Annotated in this window: 20 protein-coding genes; 6 read left to right on the forward strand and 14 right to left on the reverse strand. The window is 59.2% G+C overall.

The window, feature by feature from the left end:
* Positions 1–279: 279 nt before the first annotated feature.
* Entirely contained in the window at positions 280–495 is a 216-nt protein-coding gene (gene rpsU / locus L9059_RS12110; RefSeq protein ID WP_002551877.1) for a 30S ribosomal protein S21, read from the reverse strand.
* Positions 496–694: 199 nt separating this feature from the next.
* On the opposite strand from rpsU, the gene tsaD reads away from it, so the two are divergent.
* A complete protein-coding gene (gene tsaD, locus L9059_RS12115) occupies positions 695–1,720 on the forward strand; it encodes a tRNA (adenosine(37)-N6)-threonylcarbamoyltransferase complex transferase subunit TsaD (RefSeq protein WP_247291128.1) in 1,026 nt (341 codons plus the stop codon).
* Between the two features lie 33 nt (positions 1,721–1,753).
* On the opposite strand, the gene plsY is transcribed toward tsaD, so the two are convergent.
* The gene (gene plsY, locus L9059_RS12120; RefSeq protein ID WP_247291130.1) at positions 1,754–2,323 is read right to left on the reverse strand and encodes a glycerol-3-phosphate 1-O-acyltransferase PlsY; all 570 of its coding nucleotides are present in this window, start codon (positions 2,321–2,323) and stop codon (positions 1,754–1,756) included.
* Positions 2,324–2,397: 74 nt separating this feature from the next.
* Here plsY and folB point away from each other — a divergent pair, with 74 nt between their 5' ends.
* A complete protein-coding gene (gene folB / locus L9059_RS12125; protein WP_247291132.1) occupies positions 2,398–2,754 on the forward strand; it encodes a dihydroneopterin aldolase in 357 nt (118 codons plus the stop codon).
* Entirely contained in the window at positions 2,745–3,263 is a 519-nt protein-coding gene (folK, locus tag L9059_RS12130; protein WP_247291134.1) for a 2-amino-4-hydroxy-6-hydroxymethyldihydropteridine diphosphokinase, read from the forward strand. The genes folB and folK overlap by 10 nt, the downstream gene beginning before the upstream one ends.
* Positions 3,264–3,348: 85 nt before the next feature.
* Here the strand turns inward: folK and L9059_RS12135 are convergent, their stop codons facing one another.
* The 11 genes from L9059_RS12135 to L9059_RS12185 form a co-directional block, all read right to left on the reverse strand.
* Entirely contained in the window at positions 3,349–4,578 is a 1,230-nt protein-coding gene (locus tag L9059_RS12135; RefSeq protein WP_247291136.1) for a multifunctional CCA addition/repair protein, read from the reverse strand.
* 63 nt (positions 4,579–4,641) lie between these two features.
* Positions 4,642–6,204, reverse strand: a complete 1,563-nt coding sequence (locus L9059_RS12140; protein ID WP_247291138.1) for a SpoVR family protein — start codon at positions 6,202–6,204, stop codon at positions 4,642–4,644.
* Positions 6,201–7,472 (reverse strand): YeaH/YhbH family protein, encoded by a 1,272-nt coding sequence (locus L9059_RS12145; protein ID WP_010467159.1) that lies wholly within the window; start codon positions 7,470–7,472, stop codon positions 6,201–6,203. The genes L9059_RS12140 and L9059_RS12145 overlap by 4 nt, the downstream gene beginning before the upstream one ends.
* A 141-nt stretch (positions 7,473–7,613) precedes the next feature.
* On the reverse strand, positions 7,614–9,536 hold the full coding sequence (locus L9059_RS12150; protein WP_059407387.1) for a PrkA family serine protein kinase: 1,923 nt from the start codon (positions 9,534–9,536) through the stop codon (positions 7,614–7,616).
* A gap of 296 nt (positions 9,537–9,832) precedes the next feature.
* Positions 9,833–10,162 (reverse strand): thiosulfate sulfurtransferase GlpE, encoded by a 330-nt coding sequence (gene glpE / locus L9059_RS12155; RefSeq protein WP_247291140.1) that lies wholly within the window; start codon positions 10,160–10,162, stop codon positions 9,833–9,835.
* Between the two features lie 33 nt (positions 10,163–10,195).
* Positions 10,196–11,080 (reverse strand): symmetrical bis(5'-nucleosyl)-tetraphosphatase, encoded by an 885-nt coding sequence (locus L9059_RS12160; protein ID WP_247291141.1) that lies wholly within the window; start codon positions 11,078–11,080, stop codon positions 10,196–10,198.
* Entirely contained in the window at positions 11,080–11,460 is a 381-nt protein-coding gene (apaG, locus tag L9059_RS12165) for a Co2+/Mg2+ efflux protein ApaG (RefSeq protein WP_247291143.1), read from the reverse strand. The genes L9059_RS12160 and apaG overlap by 1 nt, the downstream gene beginning before the upstream one ends.
* A gap of 114 nt (positions 11,461–11,574) precedes the next feature.
* Positions 11,575–12,393, reverse strand: a complete 819-nt coding sequence (gene rsmA / locus L9059_RS12170) for a 16S rRNA (adenine(1518)-N(6)/adenine(1519)-N(6))-dimethyltransferase RsmA (RefSeq protein ID WP_247291145.1) — start codon at positions 12,391–12,393, stop codon at positions 11,575–11,577.
* Positions 12,390–13,379 (reverse strand): 4-hydroxythreonine-4-phosphate dehydrogenase PdxA, encoded by a 990-nt coding sequence (pdxA, locus tag L9059_RS12175; RefSeq protein ID WP_247291147.1) that lies wholly within the window; start codon positions 13,377–13,379, stop codon positions 12,390–12,392. The genes rsmA and pdxA overlap by 4 nt, the downstream gene beginning before the upstream one ends.
* Entirely contained in the window at positions 13,376–14,692 is a 1,317-nt protein-coding gene (gene surA / locus L9059_RS12180) for a peptidylprolyl isomerase SurA (RefSeq protein ID WP_428480261.1), read from the reverse strand. Before surA ends, pdxA begins: the two co-directional genes overlap by 4 nt.
* Positions 14,673–17,471, reverse strand: coding sequence for an LPS-assembly protein LptD (locus tag L9059_RS12185; RefSeq protein ID WP_247291151.1), 2,799 nt, complete (start codon positions 17,469–17,471; stop codon positions 14,673–14,675). The genes surA and L9059_RS12185 overlap by 20 nt, the downstream gene beginning before the upstream one ends.
* A gap of 130 nt (positions 17,472–17,601) precedes the next feature.
* On the opposite strand from L9059_RS12185, the gene L9059_RS12190 reads away from it, so the two are divergent.
* Genes L9059_RS12190 through L9059_RS12200 form a run of 3 tightly spaced genes read left to right on the forward strand, consistent with a single transcriptional unit; the run spans position 17,602 to position 20,058 of the window.
* Positions 17,602–18,621, forward strand: a complete 1,020-nt coding sequence (locus tag L9059_RS12190) for an aminoglycoside phosphotransferase family protein (protein ID WP_247291153.1) — start codon at positions 17,602–17,604, stop codon at positions 18,619–18,621.
* Positions 18,618–19,289 carry an N-acetylmuramate alpha-1-phosphate uridylyltransferase MurU gene (murU, locus tag L9059_RS12195; RefSeq protein WP_247291155.1) on the forward strand — a complete coding sequence of 224 codons (672 nt, stop codon included), beginning with the start codon at positions 18,618–18,620 and terminating at the stop codon, positions 19,287–19,289. Before L9059_RS12190 ends, murU begins: the two co-directional genes overlap by 4 nt.
* A 1-nt stretch (position 19,290) precedes the next feature.
* Positions 19,291–20,058, forward strand: coding sequence for a DnaJ domain-containing protein (locus tag L9059_RS12200; protein ID WP_247291157.1), 768 nt, complete (start codon positions 19,291–19,293; stop codon positions 20,056–20,058).
* A gap of 18 nt (positions 20,059–20,076) precedes the next feature.
* On the opposite strand, the gene L9059_RS12205 is transcribed toward L9059_RS12200, so the two are convergent.
* Positions 20,077–21,066, reverse strand: coding sequence for an alpha/beta hydrolase family protein (locus L9059_RS12205; protein ID WP_247291158.1), 990 nt, complete (start codon positions 21,064–21,066; stop codon positions 20,077–20,079).
* Positions 21,067–21,108: the final 42 nt, after the last annotated feature.

Genomic DNA, 21,108 nt, shown 5'->3' on the forward strand with positions numbered 1-21,108 from the left:
CCAGTCGGTGGCCTCGGATAGCTCATAAGCGGGCACGCAAGAGGGTGCCTTGGGCTGATCGTCGTGAGAGGAATCAGTGGGTGTGCTCGTCAGTAGCCTTGGAAGGCTCGTCAGAAAAGACGTGCACCGCTGGCAAAAGAGCCAGGTCTGACGCTGTGAAGCAGATTTGTCTAAGTCGCGTCTGCGGCTTTGACGGTGAAGCATCAAGCGTTTTCCGCAAATGCCATAAGCCCGGCTGAGGACCGGGCTTGGCAGAAGCTTGCTACGAACGTCTGTGTATTAGTACAGACGAACGGCGCGGCGCTGTTCGCGCTGTACTTTCTTGGCGTGACGCTTAACAGCGGCTGCTGCTTTACGTTTACGCTCAGAAGTAGGCTTCTCGTAGAATTCGCGGCTACGAACTTCAGCCAGTACACCGGCTTTTTCGCAGGAGCGCTTGAAACGACGCAGAGCTACGTCGAAGGGTTCGTTCTCTTTTACTTTGACGGCTGGCATCCAGAGCTACCTTCATTCATTACCGGGGTCAACATCCTCGTGGCAAAAGAGCACTTGAAGACGTCGGTTTTTAAGGGTTGCGGATGTTAACCCCTCATCGCTCGGAATGCAAAGCCTCTGATCGAAAACCGCTGGTCGGGGCTCCGCGTGGCGACTATTATGCGCGCCTTCGAATTCAGCCTAAACAAGGCGCAAACCCATGCTAGTACTGGGATTAGAGACTTCTTGCGACGAAACAGGTGTCGCATTATACGACAGTGAGCGCGGCCTGCTGGCCGACGCGCTATTCAGCCAGATCGACCTGCATCGCGCCTATGGTGGCGTCGTGCCAGAGCTGGCCTCGCGTGACCACGTCAAGCGCATGCTGCCCTTGATTCGGCAGGTGTTGGCCGAGGCCGACTGCGTGCCTACAGAAATCGACGCGATCGCCTACACCGCAGGTCCCGGGCTTGTCGGTGCATTGCTGGTGGGGGCGTCTTGTGCTCAGGCGCTGGCCTTTGCCTGGGGTATTCCGGCCCTGGGAGTGCATCACATGGAAGGCCACTTGCTGGCACCCATGCTGGAGGCGCAACCCCCCGAATTTCCGTTCGTCGCTTTGTTGGTGTCAGGTGGGCATACGCAACTGGTTCAGGTCGACGGTATCGGCCAGTACACCCTTCTGGGCGAAACCCTCGACGATGCTGCCGGTGAAGCCTTCGACAAGACCGCGAAGATGATGGGCCTCAATTATCCTGGTGGGCCTGAAATCTCGCGTCTGGCAGAGCAGGGTGTTGCGGGACGTTTCACTTTTCCGCGGCCGATGTGTGATCGCCCAGGCCTGGCATTCAGTTTCAGCGGCCTGAAAACCTTTGCGCTGAATACCTGGCAGCAGTGCGTGAGCGCCGGGGACGACGGTGATCAAACTCGTTGCGACATCTCGCTGGCGTTCCAGCAGGCCGTGGTGGAGACTTTGACCATCAAGTGCAAGCGAGCCCTGAAACAGGCAGGCATGAAGCGCCTGGTGATCGCTGGGGGCGTCAGCGCCAACAAAGCGCTGCGCACTTCGTTGGAAAAGATGCTCGGCGACATGCGGGGCGATGTGTTTTATGCGCGTCCGGAGTTCTGCACCGACAACGGTGCGATGATCGCGTTTGCCGGTTGTCAGCGCTTGCAGGCTGGCCAGCATGAAAGCCTGGCGATCAGCGTGCAGGCGCGATGGCCGATGGAGCAGTTGTCGGCGCTTTGATCCGCCTGCGATGAATGGCGCTCACGTGCAGAATTAGAAATGCCGTTCGCGCCCGGCAAACAGGTCGCGTAGATTGCCACGGTGACGCCAGACAATCAGCCCTGTGAGCGCACTGATGGGCAATAGGGCCGCCGGCTCCTGCCACGCCAGCAATGGCAGGGTCAGTGGGGTGGCGATCAGCGCGGCGAGCGAGCTGGTGCGGGTCAGGTAGAACGTCAGAAGCCAGGCGCAAGCGGCCAGTAATGCCGCGGGTGGGTAAAGTCCGAGCAACATCCCGGCAGCGGTGGCGACACCCTTGCCGCCGCGAAAACGGAAGTACAACGGGAACAGATGGCCGATCACGGCGCAGACGCCGATCCAGGCCTGTTCCTGCAGTGAAAGGCCCGCAAGGCCCGCGATCAACACGGGCACCAGGCCTTTGCAGAGGTCGCCGATCAAGGTCAGGACCGCCAGTTTCTTGCCGGCCAGACGCAACATGTTGGTGGCGCCGGCATTGCCTGATCCACTCATTCGCGGATCGGGGTTCCCGGTCATGCGGCTGAGCAATATGGCAAAGGACAGCGAGCCGAGCAGGTAGGCGAGAGTCGCCAGTAACCAAAACATGCTAACTATTCCGGGCGAGGACGCCCTGATTCTAACGGCGCATTGCGCCCTTGTCGTGCAGCGGAGAAAAGTGCTTGGACAGAGTGTTTATCGAGGGGCTGGAAGTCGACACCGTCATTGGTGCCTACGACTGGGAGCGGGGCATCCGGCAGTGCTTGCGTCTTGACCTGAGTTTTGCCTGGGATAACCGCCCGGCTGCGGCGGGGGACGATCTGACCCTGGCACTCGATTACGCCAGCGTTTCGTCGAGTATCCAGGCCTTTGCCGAGCAGGCGCAGTACCAACTGGTCGAGACTTTTGCAGAGCGTCTGGTGGAAGTCCTGATGAGCGAATTCAAGATCACCTGGGTGCGGCTCAAGCTGACCAAACCCGGTGCTGTCCCGGCGGCGACCGGGGGCGTGGGTGTGGAGATCGAGCGCGGATGTCGCTGACCCAGGTTTATCTCGGGCTTGGTAGCAATATCGAGCGCGAAGCCCATTTGCAGGCGGGCCTGGATGCCCTTGCGGGTTTTCTGGTGGATATACGCTGCTCGGCGGTCTTCGAAAGCCAGCCGGTGGGCATCAAGAGCGGGCCATTTTTCAACTTCGTGGTATCGGCCTACACCGACCTGCCGCTAATGGAGCTGGATCGCCGGCTGAAGTTTATCGAGGCTGAAAACGGGCGTTACGCACCGGATCGCCGAGGTTTGCCCCTGGATATCGACGTGTTGCTGTTCGGTGACCTGGTGGGCAACTTCGATGGCCTGGTTCTGCCGAGGGCAGAAATCCTTAAAAATGCCTTTGTGTTGTGGCCGTTGTCGCTGATTGCGCCGGGCCGGGTGCATCCGGGTGTAGGCAAAAGCTTTGCGAACTTGTGGAGTGAAGCTCAGATTGATCAGGTGTTGGCGCCGGTGGCGTTTGAGTGGCGCGGTCGGCAACTGACACCTTCAGATTTGTTGTGACAGTTATGGCGCCATCGCGGGCAAGCCGGCTCCCACAGGTACGATGCAATTCCTGTGGGGGCGGGCTTGCCCGCAATGGCGTCAGTCAGGTCGACGCAGTCTCTTTGTAAACCTTCAAAGCCTTGAGCCGTTCACGCTTGATCGCTTCTCCCAGCTCAGGGCCTTTAAATCCTTGCTCCAGCAACGGCTGAACCGCCACGCCACGGGCGGCCGTCGCCGCCCCGCGCATGTAGTCTGCATGTGGATAACTTCTCTGCTCCAGCCCCTTGCGCCCGCGCGCATCCATCTCGCAGGCCGCAATAAACTCCTCGAAGCGCTGTGGTCGCCGGTACACATCGAAACTCTGCAACAGTTCCAGCAAGGTTGAGGGTTTCAGCTCCAGGGCGCGATGGCCGTGGGTGTGGTATTGGCCCACCAGCAGCGCCAGTTCCTGACAGTCCTTCGGCGCCTTGTAGCGTTCGTTGACCGCCTTGATCAGTTTCAGCCCCGTGTGCTCATGGGCGATGTGTCGAGGCCATTCTTCTGTCGGGGTCAGCCCTTTGCCCAAGTCGTGCAGCAGGCAGGCCCAGCGCACGGTCAGTGGCAGTTTGTGCAGCGCTGACTGCTGTAGCACGCTCAGTGTATGGATCCCTGTATCGATTTCCGGATGATGGGCTTCGGGTTGTGGCACCCCGAACAGCGCATCGACTTCCGGTATCAACACCTTGAGCGCGCCACATTCGCGCAACACCTCAATAAATATTTGCGGTTGGTCTTCCATCAGTGCGCGGGAGATTTCTTTCCAGCTGCGCTCAGCGGTCAACGCCTCCAGTTCGCCGGAATCCGAGAGCTGGCGCATTAACGCCAGAGTCTCTGGCGCCACTGTGAAACCGAGCGCGGCGTAGCGAGCCGCGAAGCGGGCAACGCGCAGCACTCGGAGCGGATCTTCGGCGAAAGCGGGGGAAACATGGCGGAGCAGGCGGTCTTTCAAGTCCTGCTGGCCGTGGTAGGGGTCGGTCAGATTATGCTGCTCGTCCTCGGCCATGGCATTGATAGTCAGGTCGCGGCGGATCAGGTCTTCCTCGAGCGTGACCTCGGGGCTGGCATGGAAAGTAAAACCACCGTAACCGCGCCCGCTCTTGCGCTCAGTACGGGCGAGGGCATATTCCTCCCCGCTTTTTGGATGCAGGAACACCGGAAAGTCTGCACCCACTGGCCGATAGCCCTTGGCGAGCATTTCCTCGGTCGTGGCGCCTACCACCACCCAGTCGATATCGGTAACCGGTATACCGAGCAGGCGATCGCGCACCGCGCCGCCGACTTTATAAATCTGCATAAAAAACCTCCGTTAGCTCGACAGAATAACCTTTGCGTCGAGCCAACGGAGGCACAAACGGATTCAAAGATGAATGACCGCCAGGTCTAGCCGGCCGTAATCGCCTTCGGTGTGTTCGCCTCTGGGGGGCACATGTTGGGTTTTCATCACCTGGTCCCCTTGCAAGGTTTCCAGATGGATATCGAAGCCCCACAGCCGATGGAGATGTTTAAGCACCTCATCAGTGGATTCGCCCAGCGGTTTGCGGTCGTGCTGCTGATGGCGCAGGGTCAGGGAGCGGTCGCCGCGCCGATCGATGCTGTAAATCTGCACGTTGGGTTCACGATTGCCAAGGTTGTACTGTGCCGCCAGGGTTTCCCGGATAGTCCGGTAGCCTCCTTCGTCGTGAATGGCCGGGACCAGCAAATCGTCCTTCTGGTCATCGTCGAGAATGCTGAACAGCTTCAGATCACGTATCACCTTGGGTGACAGGTATTGCAGGATGAAACTCTCGTCCTTAAAGCTGCTCATGGCAAACTTGATGCTCGAGAGCCAGTCCGTGCCAGCAATGTCGGGAAACCAGCGGTAATCCTCCTCAGTGGGGCTTTCGCACATGCGGCGAATGTCGCGGTACATCGCAAACCCCAAGGCGTAGGGGTTGATGCCACTGTAGTACGGGCTGTCGAAGCCCGGCTGCATCACCACACTGGTGTGAGAGGTCAGGAACTCCATCATGAAACCGTCGGTGACGAGGCCCTCGTCGTACAGGTCGTTCATCAGCGTGTAGTGCCAGAACGTAGCCCAGCCTTCGTTCATCACCTGAGTCTGGCGTTGTGGGTAGAAATATTGCGCGATCTTGCGCACGATGCGCACGATTTCGCGTTGCCAAGGCTCCAGTAGCGGTGCATGTTTTTCGATGAAGTACAGGATGTTTTCCTGAGGTTCGGCGGGGAAGCGTGCGTTGTCCTTATCGCTGTATTTGTCCGCGCCTTTGGGAATGGTGCGCCACAGGTCGTTGATCTGCTTCTGCAGGTGCTCCTCGCGATCCTTCTGGCGACGGCGTTCTTCCTCGGCCGAAATAGGGTAGGGGCGCTTATAGCGGTCGACTCCGTAGTTCATCAGCGCGTGGCAAGAGTCCAGCAGGTCCTCGACCGCGTCGATGCCATGACGCTCTTCGCACTGCATGATGTACTGCTTGGCAAACACCAGGTAATCAATGATCGAACTGGCATCGGTCCAGGTGCGGAACAGGTAGTTGCCCTTGAAGAAGCTGTTGTGGCCGTAGCAGGCATGCGCCACCACCAGTGCCTGCATGCAGATGGTGTTTTCTTCCATCAGATAAGCGATGCATGGGTCGGAGTTGATCACGATCTCGTAGGCCAGCCCCATCTGGCCGCGACTGTAGGATTTTTCGGTGCTGAGGAAGTGTTTGCCGTAGGACCAGTGGTGATAACCCAGCGGCATGCCGACCGACGCATACGCATCCATCATCTGCTCGGCGGTGATCACTTCGATCTGGTTGGGATAAGTATCGAGTGCATAGCGAGCGGCGATACGACTGATTTCCCGGTCGTAGGCCTGGATCAGCTCGAACGTCCACTCGGAGCCGGTTGAAATGGGTTGGCGCTTCTGCTCTTTGGCGGTCATGTCACTAACCTGCGCTGGAAGAGTTCACGGAAGACCGGATAGATATCCCCGGCCGAGACCAGTTGCTGCTGGGCAAATGTGTCAGAGAAAGCTTCGGCAATGCGTTCGTATTCGAACCACAAGGCCTGGTGTTCGCGCGGGGTGATCTCGACATAAGTGTAGTACTGCACAAATGGCATGATCTGGTTGATCAGGATGTCGCGGCAGATCGGTGAGTCATCGTTCCAGTTATCACCGTCGGAGGCCTGAGCCGCGTAGATGTTCCACTCGTTGCTCGGATAGCGCTCGGCCATGATCTCCTGCATGAGTTTCAAGGCGCTGGAGACGATGGTGCCGCCGGTTTCGCGAGAGTAGAAGAACTCTTCCTCGTCCACTTCCCGTGCGCTGGTATGGTGGCGAATGAACACTACGTCGATCTTGTCGTAGTTACGTTTCAGGAACAGATACAGCAAGATGAAGAAGCGCTTGGCGATGTCCTTGGTGGCCTGGGTCATGGAGCCTGAAACGTCCATCAGGCAGAACATCACTGCCTTCGAACTGGGGTTGGGTTGCTTGATCAGCAAGTTGTACTTCAAGTCGAAGGTGTCGAGGAACGGCACGCGATGGATGCGCGCACTGAGTTTCTCGATTTCCGCCTCTATTTCCTGAATATCGCCGAAGTTGTCTGGTTCATCGCGCTTTAACCGCAGCAGCTCCTCCTTGGCTTCACGCAGCTTTGCCCGGCTGCTGCCGGACAGCGCAATGCGCCGAGCATGGGCCGAGCGCAAGGTGCGGATGATGTTGATCCGGGACGGATTGCCTTCGTTGCTGATGCCCGCGCGCACGGTCTTGAAGGTGTCGGTACCGGTCAGGTTGCGCTTGACCAGGTTGGGCAGCTCAAGGTCCTCGAACATGAACTCGAGGAATTCTTCCTGGGTGATCTGGAAGACGAACTCGTCCATGCCCTCACCCGAGTTGCCAGCCTTGCCGGGCCCTCTGCCGCCGCCACCGCCAGGTGGACGGGCAATGTGCTCGCCACTGGTGAATTCCTTATTGCCTGGGTGCACGACGGTCTGCTTGCCGCCACGGCCGTGGTGAAGCACCGGCTCGTCGATATCGCGACCAGGAATGCTGATCTGTTCGCCGTGTTCCATGTCGGTAATGGAGCGCCGGCTGACCGCCTCTTCGACGGCTTTCTTGATGTGGTCACGGTAGCGCCGTAGGAACCGCTGGCGGTTTACCGTGCTCTTGTTCTTGCCATTGAGGCGTCGGTCGATCACATAGCTCATAGGCCCTCCGGGGAGCTTCGAGTCATAAGCTTCAAGCTGCAAGACAGAAGCTTCAGAAACAAGCGGCGCGCGACATATGGCCACAAGTACGCAAACACCATGTATTTGTGGAGGGTTCGTCGTTTGCCGCCCGCAGCTCCCTTACTGGGACTTTCTCACCCGTAGATACCACTCGGACAGCAGTCGTACCTGTTTGTCGGTATATCCACGCTCGACCATTCGTGTAACGAAGTCGTTGTGTTTCTGCTGGTCCTCTTTGCTGGCCTTGGCGTTGAAACTGATGACGGGCAGCAGGTCTTCGGTGTTGGAGAACATTTTCTTCTCGATGACCACCCGCAGTTTTTCGTAGCTGAGCCAGGTTGGATTCTTGCCGTTGTTATTGGCTCGGGCACGCAGGACGAAGTTGACGATTTCGTTGCGGAAATCCTTCGGATTGCTGATGCCTGCCGGTTTTTCGATTTTCTCCAGCTCTTCGTTGAGCGCTACACGGTTGAGAATCTCTCCGGTTTCCGGATCGCGATACTCCTGATCCTGGATCCAGAAATCCGCATACAGCACATAACGATCGAAGATGTTCTGCCCATACTCGCTGTAGGACTCGAGGTAGGCGGTTTGGATCTCCTTGCCGATGAATTCGATGTAACGCGGTGCCAGGTATTCCTTGAGGAAGCGCAGATAACGTTCGCGGGTCTCAGCCTGGAATTGTTCCTGCTCGATCTGCTGTTCCAGCACGTACAGCAGGTGTACCGGGTTGGCGGCGATCTCGTGCGGATCGAAGTTGAAGACCTTGGACAGGATCTTGAACGCGAAACGGGTCGACAGGCCGTTCATGCCTTCATCGACGCCCGCGTTGTCGCGGTATTCCTGGATCGACTTGGCCTTCGGATCGGTGTCTTTGAGGTTTTCACCGTCGTACACGCGCATCTTCGAGTAGATGTTCGAGTTTTCCGGCTCTTTGAGGCGCGAGAGCACGGTGAACTGGGCGAGCATTTTCAAGGTGTCAGGTGCGCAGTGGGCTTTGGCCAACGAACTGTTGAACAACAGCTTGTCGTAGATCTTCACTTCGTCGCTGACGCGCAGGCAGTACGGCACCTTGACGATGTATATCCGGTCGATGAAGGCCTCGTTGTTCTTGTTGTTGCGGAAGGTGTGCCATTCCGATTCGTTGGAGTGAGCAAGCAGGATCCCGGTGAACGGAATCGCGCCCAGGCCTTCGGTACTGTTGTAGTTACCTTCCTGGGTGGCGGTCAGCAATGGGTGCAGCACCTTGATCGGCGCCTTGAACATTTCGACGAATTCCATCAGGCCCTGGTTGGCCCGGCACAATGCACCCGAGTAGCTGTAGGCGTCGGCGTCGTTTTGAGGGAATTCTTCCAGTTTGCGAATATCGACCTTGCCCACCAGTGCTGAGATGTCCTGGTTGTTCTCGTCCCCAGGTTCGGTCTTGGCCACGGCGATCTGGTTGAGGATCGACGGGTACAGCTTCACTACGCGGAACTGGCTGATGTCGCCGCCAAATTCTGCCAGGCGCTTGGTGGCCCATGGCGACATGATGGTGTTGAGGTAGCGCCGCGGAATACCAAAGTCTTCCTCGAGGATCGCGCCATCTTCTGTGGCGTTGAACAGACCCAGGGGGGATTCGAAGACCGGCGAGCCCTTGATCGCGTAGAAGGGCACTTTTTCGATCAGCTGTTTGAGCTTTTCGGCCAGGGACGATTTACCGCCACCGACGGGGCCGAGCAGGTAAAGAATCTGTTTCTTCTCTTCCAGGCCCTGAGCGGCATGGCGGAAATACGACACGATCTGGTCAATGCATTCTTCCATCCCGTGGAAGTCTTCAAAGGCCGGATAGCGACGAATCACCTTGTTGGAAAAGATTCGCGACAGCCTCGAATTGGTCGAGGTGTCCAGCAGCTCCGGTTCTCCGATGGCCAGCAATAGACGCTCGGCGGCGGAAGCGTAGGCACTGCGGTCCTGTTTGCACAGCTCAAGATACTCTTGCAGCGAGAGTTCTTCCTGGCGTGTGGACTCGAAGCGTTGTTGGAAGTGGCTAAAGATACTCATGACGTCACCTCGCTCGATACGTGGAGCCGACGCCGGATCACTCAGTCGATGCTGGCAGCAACCGAACAGGCGGTCGCTGTTTACCCCCCAGAACTCTTTCAGAGCTGACGACTCCGAAAGCTACTCCCGATGACCCGCGCGCCGGTGTACCGGCTCTCCCCTGTTTTGGATGGCCTGGGCTTAAGGATAGTTGGGAATTCGGGAGGTAAAGGCGAGATACGTAATTAGTTGTGGCAGACCGTTCGTCTGCCACGGCGCTAGCCCGCAGTGGCTGGGGCTTGCGCGTTACAAAAAAATTATTCGGCAGTGCCTTGCGCAGTTTCCGCAGGATAAGTCGTACGCCACAGCTCAAAACCGCCATCCATGCTGTAGACATCGGAGAAGCCCTGGCTGATCAGATAAGCGGCCGCGCCCTGGCTGGAATTGCCGTGGTAGCACACGACGACGGTCGGCGCGTCGAGGTCGGCACCTTGAATGAAGGCGTGCAAGGAGTGGTTGTCCAGGTGTCTGGAACCTGCGATGTGCAGGGCGGCAAAGGTCGCCGGGTCGCGGACATCAACCACTACGGCGCCTTGCTCGCGCAGGGCCTGTGCCTGTTCTGGGGGGATACGTTTGAATTCGCTCATGGCGGGCTCCTGTGGCTCGGCTGAAAGCGCAGCCTAGCGCTGAGCGCTGGCTGACGATGATGCGGTGAGTGTGGGGTCGATGGGCGCAGCGGCGACATGGCCGTGGGCGTCGCATTTGCAGGACAGACGTTCGCCGCTGTCGACATTCATCAGGGTCATGGCGCCGCCCCAGACGCAGCCGGTGTCGAGGGCTGAAATGCCCGGCTCCAGTACTTTGCCCTCCAGCGCTGCCCAGTGGCCGAAGATGATCTTCAGATCCTTGGCCTTGCGTTCCTTGTGCTGGAACCAGGGCTTATAGCCCGGTAGTGCCGAATCCAGGCCTTCCTTGCTCTTGAGGTCAAGCTTGCCCTCGGCCGTGCAGAAACGCATGCGGGTGAAGTAATTGGTGATCACTCGCAGGCGCGTGACGCCTTTGAGTTCGCTGTCCCATTTCGCCGGCTCATTACCGTACATGCCATCGAGGAAGGGCGGCAGCAGGTTGTCGTCGCGCAAGGCAGTCTCGACTTCCGCGGCGCATTTCAAGGCTTTGCGTAGCGACCATTGTGGCGGGATACCGGCATGCACCAGCGCCATGTTGCGTTGTTCGTCGTAATGCATGAGCTTTTGCTGGCGCAACCAGTCGAGCAAATCTGCGCAATCGGGCGCATCGATGATTTCGCGCAGGGTGTCGCCTTTTTTCAGGCGTTCGATGTTCTTCCCGGCCGCCAGCAAATGCAGGTCGTGATTGCCCAGTACGCACACCAGCGATTCGCGCATGCCATAGAGGAAACGCAGGGTTTCCAGGGACTGTGGGCCACGGTTGACCAGGTCGCCTACCAGCCACAGGCGGTCGCGGGCCGGGTCGAAGGCAACTTTCCTGAGCAGGCATTGCAGTGCGTCAAGGCAGCCTTGCAGGTCTCCGACGGCGTACGTTGCCATCAGTGCAGGGCTCCGGGCACCGCCAGGCGAAATGGCGCGATGATGGCGTCGAAGTGCTTGCCGTCATCGGCAATCATTTCATAAGTGCCCTGCATGGTGCCGACCTTGGAGGTCATGACCGTACCGCTGCTGTAGGTGTGGCTTTTACCCGGGTCGATCAGCGGTTGCTGGCCGACGACGCCCGCACCGCGAACCTCCTCGACATGCCCATCGCCATCGGTGATCACCCAGTGCCGCGACAACAGCTTGGCGGGTAGCTCGCCATTGTTGTGCACGGTGATGGTGTAGGCGAAGGCAAAGCGTTCGTGCTCGGGTTGCGATTGTTCTGCCAGATAGCGGGTGACGACGCTGACGTCGACCTGATAGCGAGGATCGGACATGCAAGAGGCCTTAAAAACGAAGCGGGACGCGGGGCGTAGCTGATGGAACCAGTCTAGGCCAAGTACCGGGTAGTAAACCAGACTGGCGTCCTACCCGATAGCGCTCATCGCTAGTCAGTCGGCGGCAGGTGCCTGCAGTACCTGCTCGCTGAGCTTGTCGGCCAGGCGCACGAAGGCGGCCAGGTCGAGTTGCTCCGGACGCAGGCTGCCATCGACGCCGGCGGCTTCGATTTCGGCATTGCTCAGCAGCAGCTTGAGGGTGTTGCGCAGGGTCTTGCGACGCTGGTTGAACGCTTCACGAACCACTCGTTCCAGCAGCTTGTGGTCTTTGGCCGGGTGCGGGAGTACTGCGTGAGGCACCAGGCGCACGATCGCCGAATCAACCTTGGGCGGCGGATTGAATGCGCCAGGGCCGACATTGAACAGGTGTTCGACCCGGCAGTGATACTGAACCATGATCGAAAGGCGGCCCCAGTCTCCACCGCCGGGGCCTGCAGCCATACGCTCGACCACTTCCTTCTGCAGCATGAAGTGCATGTCGCGGATCAGGTGGGCGTTGTGCAGCAGGTGGAAGATCAGCGGGGTTGAGATGTTGTACGGCAAGTTGCCGACCACCCGCAGGCTGGCGGGTGCTGCGTTCAGGCTGTTGAAGTCGAACTTCAGCGCATCACCCTGGTGCAGGTTGAAATTGCTCTTGCCGGCAAACTGCTGGTTCAGGATCGGGATCAGGTCCTTGTCCAGTTCCACCACGTCGAGTTGGCCGCCACTGCTCAGCAGGCCTTGGGTCAGTGCGCCCTGGCCGGGGCCGATTTCCAGCAGGCGATCTTCGGCCTTGGCGTGGATAGAGCGCAGGATGCGGTCGATGACGCCAGCATCGTGCAGGAAGTTCTGGCCAAAGCGTTTGCGCGCCTTGTGTTGGTAATGCTCGGTCATAAACGGGTCTCGGCCATCTGGTAGGCGGTTTCCAGGGCGACTTGCAGGCTGCCGGTGTCGATTTTGCCGCTGCCGGCCAGGTCCAGGGCAGTGCCGTGGTCGACCGAAGTGCGGATGATCGGCAAGCCGAGAGTCACATTGACTGCCGCGCCGAAGCCTTTGTACTTGAGCACCGGCAGGCCCTGATCGTGGTACATCGCCAGCACTGCGTCGCAGTGCTCCAGATATTTGGGGGTAAACAGAGTGTCGGCGGGAAGGGGGCCGCGAAGGTCCATGCCCTCACCGCGCAAGCGCTCTAATGTAGGTTCGATGATGTCGATTTCTTCATGGCCCAGGTGACCGCCTTCACCGGCGTGCGGGTTGAGCCCGCAAACCAGGATGCGCGGCTGGGCGATGCCGAATTTCTCTTTCAGGTCGGTGTGCAGGATACGTGTCACGCGCTCCAGGCGCTCAGGCGTGATTGCGTCGGCAATCTCGCGCAGCGGCAGGTGAGTGGTGACCAGCGCCACGCGCAGGCCACGGGTCGCGAGCATCATTACCACTTGGGCCGTGTGGGTCAGGTCAGCGAGAAACTCCGTGTGCCCGGAGAAGGCGATGCCGGATTCGTTGATGATGCCTTTGTGTACCGGAGCGGTGATCATGCCGGCGAAATCCCCGGCCATGCAGCCTTTGCCTGCGCGGGTCAGGGTTTCCAGGACGAAGGCGGCATTGGCCTTGTCCAGTTGCCCGGCAGTCACCTTGGTAGTGAGCGGCGTATCCCACACATACAGGCTGTTGGCCGGCGCCGGAGCGTCTGGCCAACTGTTCGGTGTCACTGCCAGCAGATCAACGGCCACACCCAGTTGCGCGGCCCGCTCAATGAGCAGGTCGCGGCTGGTGATGGCTATCAGGGGGTGTGGCTGGGCTTGCGAGGCGAGCAGCAGGCACAGGTCAGGACCTATGCCGGCTGGCTCGCCGGGTGTCAGCGCGAAACGTTTGGGGTTCACTGCGCTGCCTGGTCTGCACCAGGAAGTTTGATCTCGACATACGCTTCGTCACGGATCTGACGCAGCCAGGTTTGCAGCTCTTCGTCGTATTTGCGGTTACGCAGCACGGTCATCGCTTGCTGTTCGCGGGCCTGGTTGGTGCTGTCGGTGGCGCGGCGACCCAGGACTTCCAGGACGTGCCAGCCATATTGAGTCTGGAACGGCTTGGACAGCTTGCCTTGCGGGGTATTAGCCATCACTTCGCGGAACTCTGGCACCAGTGCATTCGGGTCGATCCAGTTCAGGTCGCCGCCGTTGAGGGCAGAACCCGGATCTTCCGAATAGTTTTTCGCCAGCTCGGCGAAGTCTTCGCCGGACTCGATGCGAGTGTAGAGGGACTCGACCAGTGCCTTGGTTTTCGCTTCGTCACGGATCGGACTTGGCTTGACCAGAATGTGGCGTACATGTACTTCGTCACGCACCTGGGCTTCACCGCCACGCTTGTCGAGGATCTTCAGAATGATGAAGCCCCCCGGGGTGCGCATTGGCTGGGTGACGTCGCCCACAGCCATGGTGCTCAGCATGCGGTCGAACGGTGGTGGCAATTGAGCAGCTTTACGCCAGCCCATGTCGCCGCCTTCCAGTGCGGTCTCGCTGGCGGATTTGGCGATGGCCAATTGACCGAAGTCAGCGCCTTGCTTGAGCTGCTGGTAAACCGCATCCGCTTGTTTGGCAGCATTCTGAATCGCTTCAGAGTTGGCGCTTTCCGGCGTAGGAATCAGGATGTTGGCCAGGCGGAATTCTTCGGACAGCTGCATCTTGCCCAGGTCGGAAGCGAGGAAGTTTTTCACTTCCTGCTCGGACACCTGGATGCGCTCCGCCACACGACGCTGACGTACACGGCTGATGATCATTTCGCGACGGATCTGGTCACGTGCGTCGTCGAAGGACAGGCCGTCACGTGTCAGGGCGGCGCGGAATTGATCCACCGACATGTTGTTGCGTTGGGCGATGGTGCCGACAGCCTGGTTCAGCTCTTCATCGGTAATGCGGATGCCGGAGCGTTCGCCGATCTGCAGCTGCAGGTTTTCGACGATCAGACGCTCAAGTACCTGCTGGTCCAGCACACCAGGCGGCGGCGCGGCAGCACCGCGCTTGGCGATGGTCTGCTGCACTTCATGAACCCGTTGATCCAGCTGGCTCTGCATGACCACGTCGTTATCGACGATGGCCACCACTCTATCGATGGACTGCACCGCGGCGTTGGCCGCGGTACCCAGGAACAGCGCGCCCAGCACGAGCGGGCGCAGACAATCAGAAAGCTTGGTCTTCACGTTCACGATAACCTTGGATGCCTTTGTCGAGGAAGCTCTCTACTTTGGCGCCGGTGAGGCCGCCGAGTCCCTTCAGAACAATTTGGAGGAAGACGCCATGGTCGCCTTTTTCATTTTGCGGAGCGTCTTGACTGGTTTCGTCGTAGTCAACCCAGTAGCGATTGATCACGCGCAGTTTCCAGCAGCAGTTGTCGTACTCGAAGCCACCGAAGGCTTCCAGTGTACGGTTGCGGTTGTAGTCATACTGCCAGCGGCTGATAGCGTTCCATTGCGGCACGATCGGCCAGATAACCGAGAAGTCGTGCTGCTGGATCTTGTAGTAGTCCTTCACGTAGCCCGGTTGGCCTGGAGTGCCGTAGTCACCGCCGCCGACAGCCCACTTGCCCGTGTTCTGGTCGTAACGAACCTGGTCATTGCGATAGCGATAACCGGCGTTGATGACCTTGTTCGGGTTGTCTTCAGGCTGGTAGTGGAACATCGCGCTACCCGAGCGGGGGCTGCGGCTGTCCGGATCCCAGTTGTAATCGGCAGTGGTGCGCCAATCACGGTTCCAGCGGTACTCGTATTCCAGCGCGTAGGGCGAAACATTGGATTTCGCGTCATCACGGGTCTTGGCATTAATGCCCGGCAACTGAACTTCACGGTCCTTGAAGTAAAGCGCCTGGCCAACGCTGATACGTTGACGCTCAAAGCCGTTTTCTTCGATCCAGCGGCTGGTGATACCCAGGGACAGCTTGTTCTCGTCGCCCACGCGGTCGGTGCCGGAGAAGCGGTTGTCACGGAACAGCGACGAGTAGTTGAAGGTGTACTCGCTGGTGTCGAAGACGGGAATGTCTTCCTGGTCCGTCTCAGGTACATAGAGATAGAACAGGCGCGGCTCGAGTGTCTGGTTGTAGTTTTTGCCGAACCATGTGGTTTTGCGGTCGAAATACAGGCCGCTGTCAATACTTGCAATCGGCACTCCACGGTTTTGATTGGTATCAAACGTGCCGTTGAGTTTGTCCTGTTCCGCATTCTGGGCGGCAATTTGAGATTTGCCGATACTGTCCAGGTCCAGTTGATACTGGGTGTACTGATACTTGAGTGTCGGTTTCAGGAAGCCGTAGGACCAGTCCAGCGGCAGGCTGACTGCAGGCGCCAGGTTAAGCCGGTCACCATTGGCGCGGGCCAGGCCAACTACATTGGTGTCCAGGCGCGGAGTCACGATGCCGTCTTCGTCCGAGAAGCCACCGTTTTTCAAGTCGCGGTCGAAACGCACCAGCTCGGTGTTGTATGAGAAGTCTAGGCCGCCTGGATGGTACGGAAGAGCACCATCGAAGGTGATCTGAGGCAGACGGTCATACGGCGTGATGTTTGAAACAGTCGCCAACTGATAAGCCTGAGCGTTCACACGTGCGGTGTAGCTGTCGCCACGGTAGCTGACAGCCCCCTGTTGATTCACATAATCAGAGCTTTTCACGCCAATCTGGTCGGTCTGCAGATCCTGAAAGTAATAAGGATCGCTGATCTTGGTGTAATCAACCTGCGTGAGAACCCGCGAGTCGAGGCCACCCTTGTGCTGCCAGTTGTACATGTAGCGGGTTTTTTCGTAGTCGGTCTGTTTGCTGCGCTCGGTGTCGTCGTCGTTCAGGTACGCGGCGCCGAACTGGCCTTCGCTGGACGGCGTCAGGTAGCGGAATTCGCCTTCCATCAACAGGCCGCGCTTGCTCATGTAGCGTGGGTACAACGTGGCGTCGTAGTTCGGTGCCAGGTTGAAGTAGTACGGAGTCACCAGCATGAAGCCGGTATCGCTGCCGGTGCCTATAGTTGGCGGCAGGAAGCCGGACTGGCGACGGTCATCGATCGGGAAGTAGATGTACGGCGTGTAAAGAACCGGAATGTCCTTCACCCGCAGGGTCACGTTGGTCGCGGTACCGAAGCCGGTGGCTGGGTTCAGGGTGATGTTATTACCCTTGAGCTGCCAGGCATTGCTGTTCGGTTCGCACGTGGTGTACGTACCGTCCTTGAGACGGATGATCGCGTTTTCGGCACGCTTGGCGTACAGGGCGTTACCGCGGATACGGGATTTGTGCATCACGTATTCGGCGTTGTCGACCTTGGCTTCACCAGTGTCCAGTTGCACATCGGCGTGATCGCCAACGATCAGGGCACCATTGTCGCGAATGCGCACGTTGCCGTTCAGTTCGCCGCGGCTCTCGGCCTGGTACAGGTTGGCTTCGTCCGCTTCGACCTGCATGCTGCCTTGGCGCATGACGACGTCACCGGCCAGTGCTGCAACCTGTTCATCCTGCTTGTAGCGAGAGGCCTTAGCGCCGATAAAGGTTGGGGCGTCACTTTTATTCGTCTTGTCATTCATGCCAGGACGAATCGGTTCGATATAGGAACCAGAGCAGTAAGGACCGGTTTCAGCCAATTGCGCTGCGGTGAGGTTCTCGCGCGGAACCCAGTCGAGGTGACTGTAGTCTGCACTGCGAGACTTCAGGCCGCGGCCCTTGGCCTCGGTCACCAGTGCCGGCCTGGCGCCGGTGTCGTCGCTCGTACCGTTGTCGGCAGGCGTCTCGCCGCTTGCACTCACCGCGCTGCCGTCATGGACGGGGCGAGGAGGTAAAGCAGCGGCTGGGGATTTTGGCGCACAGTCCCAGGCACCCGAAGCAGAGACTGAGCAGTCATACTGTTCCGCGGCGACCACGAACGAAGTGGCTAGAGGTTGCAGGGCCAGCAGACTGCCGGTAACCAACAACGGAAATTTTTTACGAAACGCGGGGGATTTCAATGCCATCTTATTAGTCCGGGCTTCCTGCGTGCCATCTGCCCGCGGTGTGGGCCGCACGCCTCTCGATGGTCTGAAAAAGATGCTGGATAATAAAGCATGACCCGCTTGACGGCTAGCGCCGTCGGAGACCCTTGCAATGCCTGACCAAGATGTACGTTTGCAACACCTGAAAGTTTGGCTCGAAGAACAGTTGGCCACCCTCTTTGCAGAGCAGGGCTGGGGAGCCGTACCCCCGGCCACGTTGACTGCGGCCAGCAGTGATGCGAGTTTTCGACGCTATTTCCGCTGGGAGGGCGAGGGCCGCAGCTTCGTCGTGATGGATGCGCCGCCGCCCCAGGAAAACTGCAAACCCTTCGTCGACATCGCTTTTTTGCTGGCGAAATCCGGTATCAATGTGCCGAAAATTTACGCACAAGACCTGGAGCGCGGTTTTCTTTTGCTCAATGACCTGGGTAACAAGACCTACCTGGACGTTATCGACAGCGAAAACGCCGACGATTTGTTCAGGGACGCCTTGCAAGCCCTGCTGGCCTTTCAGCAACTGCCAATGGTGGCGCCACTGCCGAGTTATGATGTGGCCTTGCTGCGTCGTGAGCTGGAATTGTTTCCAGACTGGTATGTGAAACATGAGCTGGGCGTCGAATTCGACTCCACCCAGCAAGCACTGTGGCAGCGAACCAGCGACCTGTTGATCGAGAGTGCGCTGGCCCAGCCCAAGGTATTGGTGCATCGCGACTACATGCCGCGCAACCTGATGCTCAGCGAACCGAACCCCGGCGTGCTGGATTTCCAGGATGCGGTCTACGGTCCCGTCACCTATGACGTCACCTGCCTGTTCAAGGACGCGTTCCTCAGTTGGCCCGAGGAGCGCGTACGCGGCTGGCTGGAGGATTACTGGCAGCAGGCCGGTGCGCTGGGCATTGCCGTGCAACCGGACCTCGAAAACTTCCTGCGCGCCAGCGACCTGATGGGGGTGCAGCGTCACCTGAAAGTCATCGGCATCTTCGCCCGCATCTGTCACCGCGACGGCAAGCCGCGCTACTTGGCTGACGTGCCGCGCTTCTTTGCTTATATAGACACCGTGGTGGCGCGCCGACCCGAGTTGGCCGAGCTGGGCGCATTGCTGGATAGCTTGCGTGCTGGAGCTGAAGCATGAAGGCGATGATTCTTGCTGCAGGCAAGGGTGAACGCATGCGGCCGCTGACGCTGACCACCCCCAAACCCCTGGTGCGTGTCGGCGGCGTGCCGTTGATCGAATATCATCTCAAGGCCCTGGCGGTCGCCGGGTTTACCGAGATTGTGATCAACCATGCCTGGCTAGGTCAGCAGATCGAGAACTATCTAGGTGACGGATCACAATACGGCGTACGAATTCACTACTCCCCGGAAGGCGAACCGCTGGAGACCGGCGGGGGTATCCATCGTGCGCTGCCGTTGCTGGGTGACGACGCTTTCCTGGTGGTCAACGGTGATATCTGGACCGACTATGACTTCAGAGCGTTGCATCAGTCCATCAGCGGACTGGCGCATTTGGTACTGGCGGACAACCCCGCGCATCACCCGGCAGGTGATTTCAGTCTGACCAACGGGCAGGTGTATGACGGCCAAGCAAATGCTGCAACGCTGACCTACAGCGGAATTGCGGTGCTGCACCCGCAGTTGTTCAAAAATTGCTCGGCGGGCGCGTTCAAACTGGCGCCCTTGCTGCGCGCGGCCATGGAGCAAGGGCAAGTGACGGGCGAGCGCCTCGATGGGCACTGGGTGGATGTCGGCACTCACGAGCGCCTGGCACAAGCGCAAGCCCTGATAGAAGCGAGCCGCTGAGATGCTGTGGCCAGGGACTCTGATTGGAGCCGGGGCGGGCTTCGCCATCGCCAGCATTCCGGGGGCCATGCTCGGCGCATTATTAGGGCAGGCGCTGGATCGACGCCTACAGCTGCAGAGCTGGGGACATTTGCGGGAAAAGCTCGGCGGCCGGCCAGTCCTGCGCAATGATGAACTGCTGTTCATCCTGCTGGGGCGGTTGGCCAAATGCGATGGGCATGTGGTGGCAGGTCACATCCAGCAGGCACGAGAGGAAATGCGTGCGCTGGAAATGACCGAGTCGGCGCAACGCCGGGCGATTGCCGCGTTCAACCGCGGCAAATCGGGACATGACCGGCTGGGCAGATATCTGCGGCGCTTGAGCGCGCAACCGTTCGCTGCCGAAGGCGTGTTGCGCGCGTGCTGGCGCATGATCTGGGCGGATGGGCGTGCCGGTCGCAGTGAGCTTGAACTGATTGCCCAGTGGGGGCGTTGGCTGGGCTGGACGCCACAACAAACGCAGGCACTGGCCAGCGAATACGAGCCACAGAAACGTCCGGTTATCAGCAGTGCGCTGAGTTACCAGGACGCAATGCGACTATTGGGGGTGTCCGCCACCAGTGAGCCGGCGCAGATCAAGCATGCCTACCGTCGCCTGCTGAGTCGGCATCATCCGGACAAAATCGCCGGCAGTGGTGCAACCACAGCGCAGGTTCGCGAGGCAACGGACAAGACCCGCGAGTTGCACAACGCCTACACGGTGATTCGTCAGCGCCGGGATTTTCGTTAGCAACCCAATTGCGGGTAATCAATCCGCCGGGTGCGGGCTCAACCAGCCCCGCACCCGGCGCACCAGTTGCTCCTGTTGATCCTTGGTGTTGCCCGGCAAGCCTTTCAACGAAACCTGGCTGAACGCTGCCGTCTTCAGCCGCTTGCTCGCCTGCAACCGCTTCAGCGCAGCATCGCGATCCAGCCGCTTGTCCATGTAGAAAATGTCTGCGGTAGGCAGTTTGAGTGTCGAGGTCAGCTCGACCAGTTCGGGTTTGATGGCTGCCGGCGTCTTGACCGCCACCATTACCAGTTTCTCGACCTGTGGCGGCTGCTTCTCGCTCAGGTATCGGGCTGCCCAGTAACCGCCGGTGCCATGTCCTAGCACGACGATGCTGCGAGCGCTTTGTCCTTCGGCGTAGACAATTGCCGCGTCGATCCGGGCAAATATTCGTTCGGCATCGACTCTTCGCTGTTCGTCGACGCTTTCGACCACCGCCTTGTCTGCCACATCCGCTTCGCCCCCGGCGGCCTGTTCAATTGGAGTGGAAGTGGTCGAATCCTTGGTCCCTGTATCAGGTGCCTTGATGGCCGGTGGCACTTCGAGGACGCGGGGGGCAATGGCATCGCTTTGCAGGTCTGGCAAGGTGATACTCAGACTGCTCCAGCCGGCATCCGGCAATTTGCGACGCAATGGGCCGATCGCTTGCGGTGAGTCAGCTGTCTCGCCGACGTCAGGGACGATAATCACTGCGCCTTTGGGCTCGGCAGTATTCGCCGGCTTCCACAGCGCCAGGAAAGTTTCGCTACCGGCTTGCAGCTGTTGCTGTTCCTGAGCGGGGAGGGTGCGCTCAAGTGCGGCAGCGTTTTCCTGGCTACGCTCAAGCAGCGGCTGGCGTTCCGTTGGCTCAGTTGCTGCGGGGGAATCGGCAAGAGCAGGGGCCGGGTCAGCCGCCTTGACGGAAAGCGCGCAAGGCAGGATCAGCGACAGGCACAATGCTGGCAGTGCCAGGCGGTGGACAGGGGGCATCGGATTTTCCAGGCCAGAAGTGATTCCGGCAGCCTAATGGGT

Source organism: Pseudomonas violetae (assembly GCF_023072615.1).
GTDB classification, from domain to species: domain Bacteria; phylum Pseudomonadota; class Gammaproteobacteria; order Pseudomonadales; family Pseudomonadaceae; genus Aquipseudomonas; species Aquipseudomonas violetae.

What these genes read in the sequence shown, in the direction of transcription:
- rpsU (WP_002551877.1), bottom strand. Translation starts at nt 495, where the DNA reads ATGCCAGCCGTCAAAGTAAAAGAGAACGAACCCTTCGACGTAGCTCTG.
- tsaD (WP_247291128.1), top strand. Translation starts at nt 695, where the DNA reads ATGCTAGTACTGGGATTAGAGACTTCTTGCGACGAAACAGGTGTCGCA.
- plsY (WP_247291130.1), bottom strand. Translation starts at nt 2,323, where the DNA reads ATGTTTTGGTTACTGGCGACTCTCGCCTACCTGCTCGGCTCGCTGTCC.
- folK (WP_247291134.1), top strand. Translation starts at nt 2,745, where the DNA reads ATGTCGCTGACCCAGGTTTATCTCGGGCTTGGTAGCAATATCGAGCGC.
- L9059_RS12135 (WP_247291136.1), bottom strand. Translation starts at nt 4,578, where the DNA reads ATGCAGATTTATAAAGTCGGCGGCGCGGTGCGCGATCGCCTGCTCGGT.
- L9059_RS12140 (WP_247291138.1), bottom strand. Translation starts at nt 6,204, where the DNA reads ATGACCGCCAAAGAGCAGAAGCGCCAACCCATTTCAACCGGCTCCGAG.
- L9059_RS12145 (WP_010467159.1), bottom strand. Translation starts at nt 7,472, where the DNA reads ATGAGCTATGTGATCGACCGACGCCTCAATGGCAAGAACAAGAGCACG.
- L9059_RS12150 (WP_059407387.1), bottom strand. Translation starts at nt 9,536, where the DNA reads ATGAGTATCTTTAGCCACTTCCAACAACGCTTCGAGTCCACACGCCAG.
- glpE (WP_247291140.1), bottom strand. Translation starts at nt 10,162, where the DNA reads ATGAGCGAATTCAAACGTATCCCCCCAGAACAGGCACAGGCCCTGCGC.
- L9059_RS12160 (WP_247291141.1), bottom strand. Translation starts at nt 11,080, where the DNA reads ATGGCAACGTACGCCGTCGGAGACCTGCAAGGCTGCCTTGACGCACTG.
- apaG (WP_247291143.1), bottom strand. Translation starts at nt 11,460, where the DNA reads ATGTCCGATCCTCGCTATCAGGTCGACGTCAGCGTCGTCACCCGCTAT.
- rsmA (WP_247291145.1), bottom strand. Translation starts at nt 12,393, where the DNA reads ATGACCGAGCATTACCAACACAAGGCGCGCAAACGCTTTGGCCAGAAC.
- L9059_RS12185 (WP_247291151.1), bottom strand. Translation starts at nt 17,471, where the DNA reads ATGGCATTGAAATCCCCCGCGTTTCGTAAAAAATTTCCGTTGTTGGTT.
- L9059_RS12190 (WP_247291153.1), top strand. Translation starts at nt 17,602, where the DNA reads ATGCCTGACCAAGATGTACGTTTGCAACACCTGAAAGTTTGGCTCGAA.
- murU (WP_247291155.1), top strand. Translation starts at nt 18,618, where the DNA reads ATGAAGGCGATGATTCTTGCTGCAGGCAAGGGTGAACGCATGCGGCCG.
- L9059_RS12200 (WP_247291157.1), top strand. Translation starts at nt 19,291, where the DNA reads ATGCTGTGGCCAGGGACTCTGATTGGAGCCGGGGCGGGCTTCGCCATC.
- L9059_RS12205 (WP_247291158.1), bottom strand. Translation starts at nt 21,066, where the DNA reads ATGCCCCCTGTCCACCGCCTGGCACTGCCAGCATTGTGCCTGTCGCTG.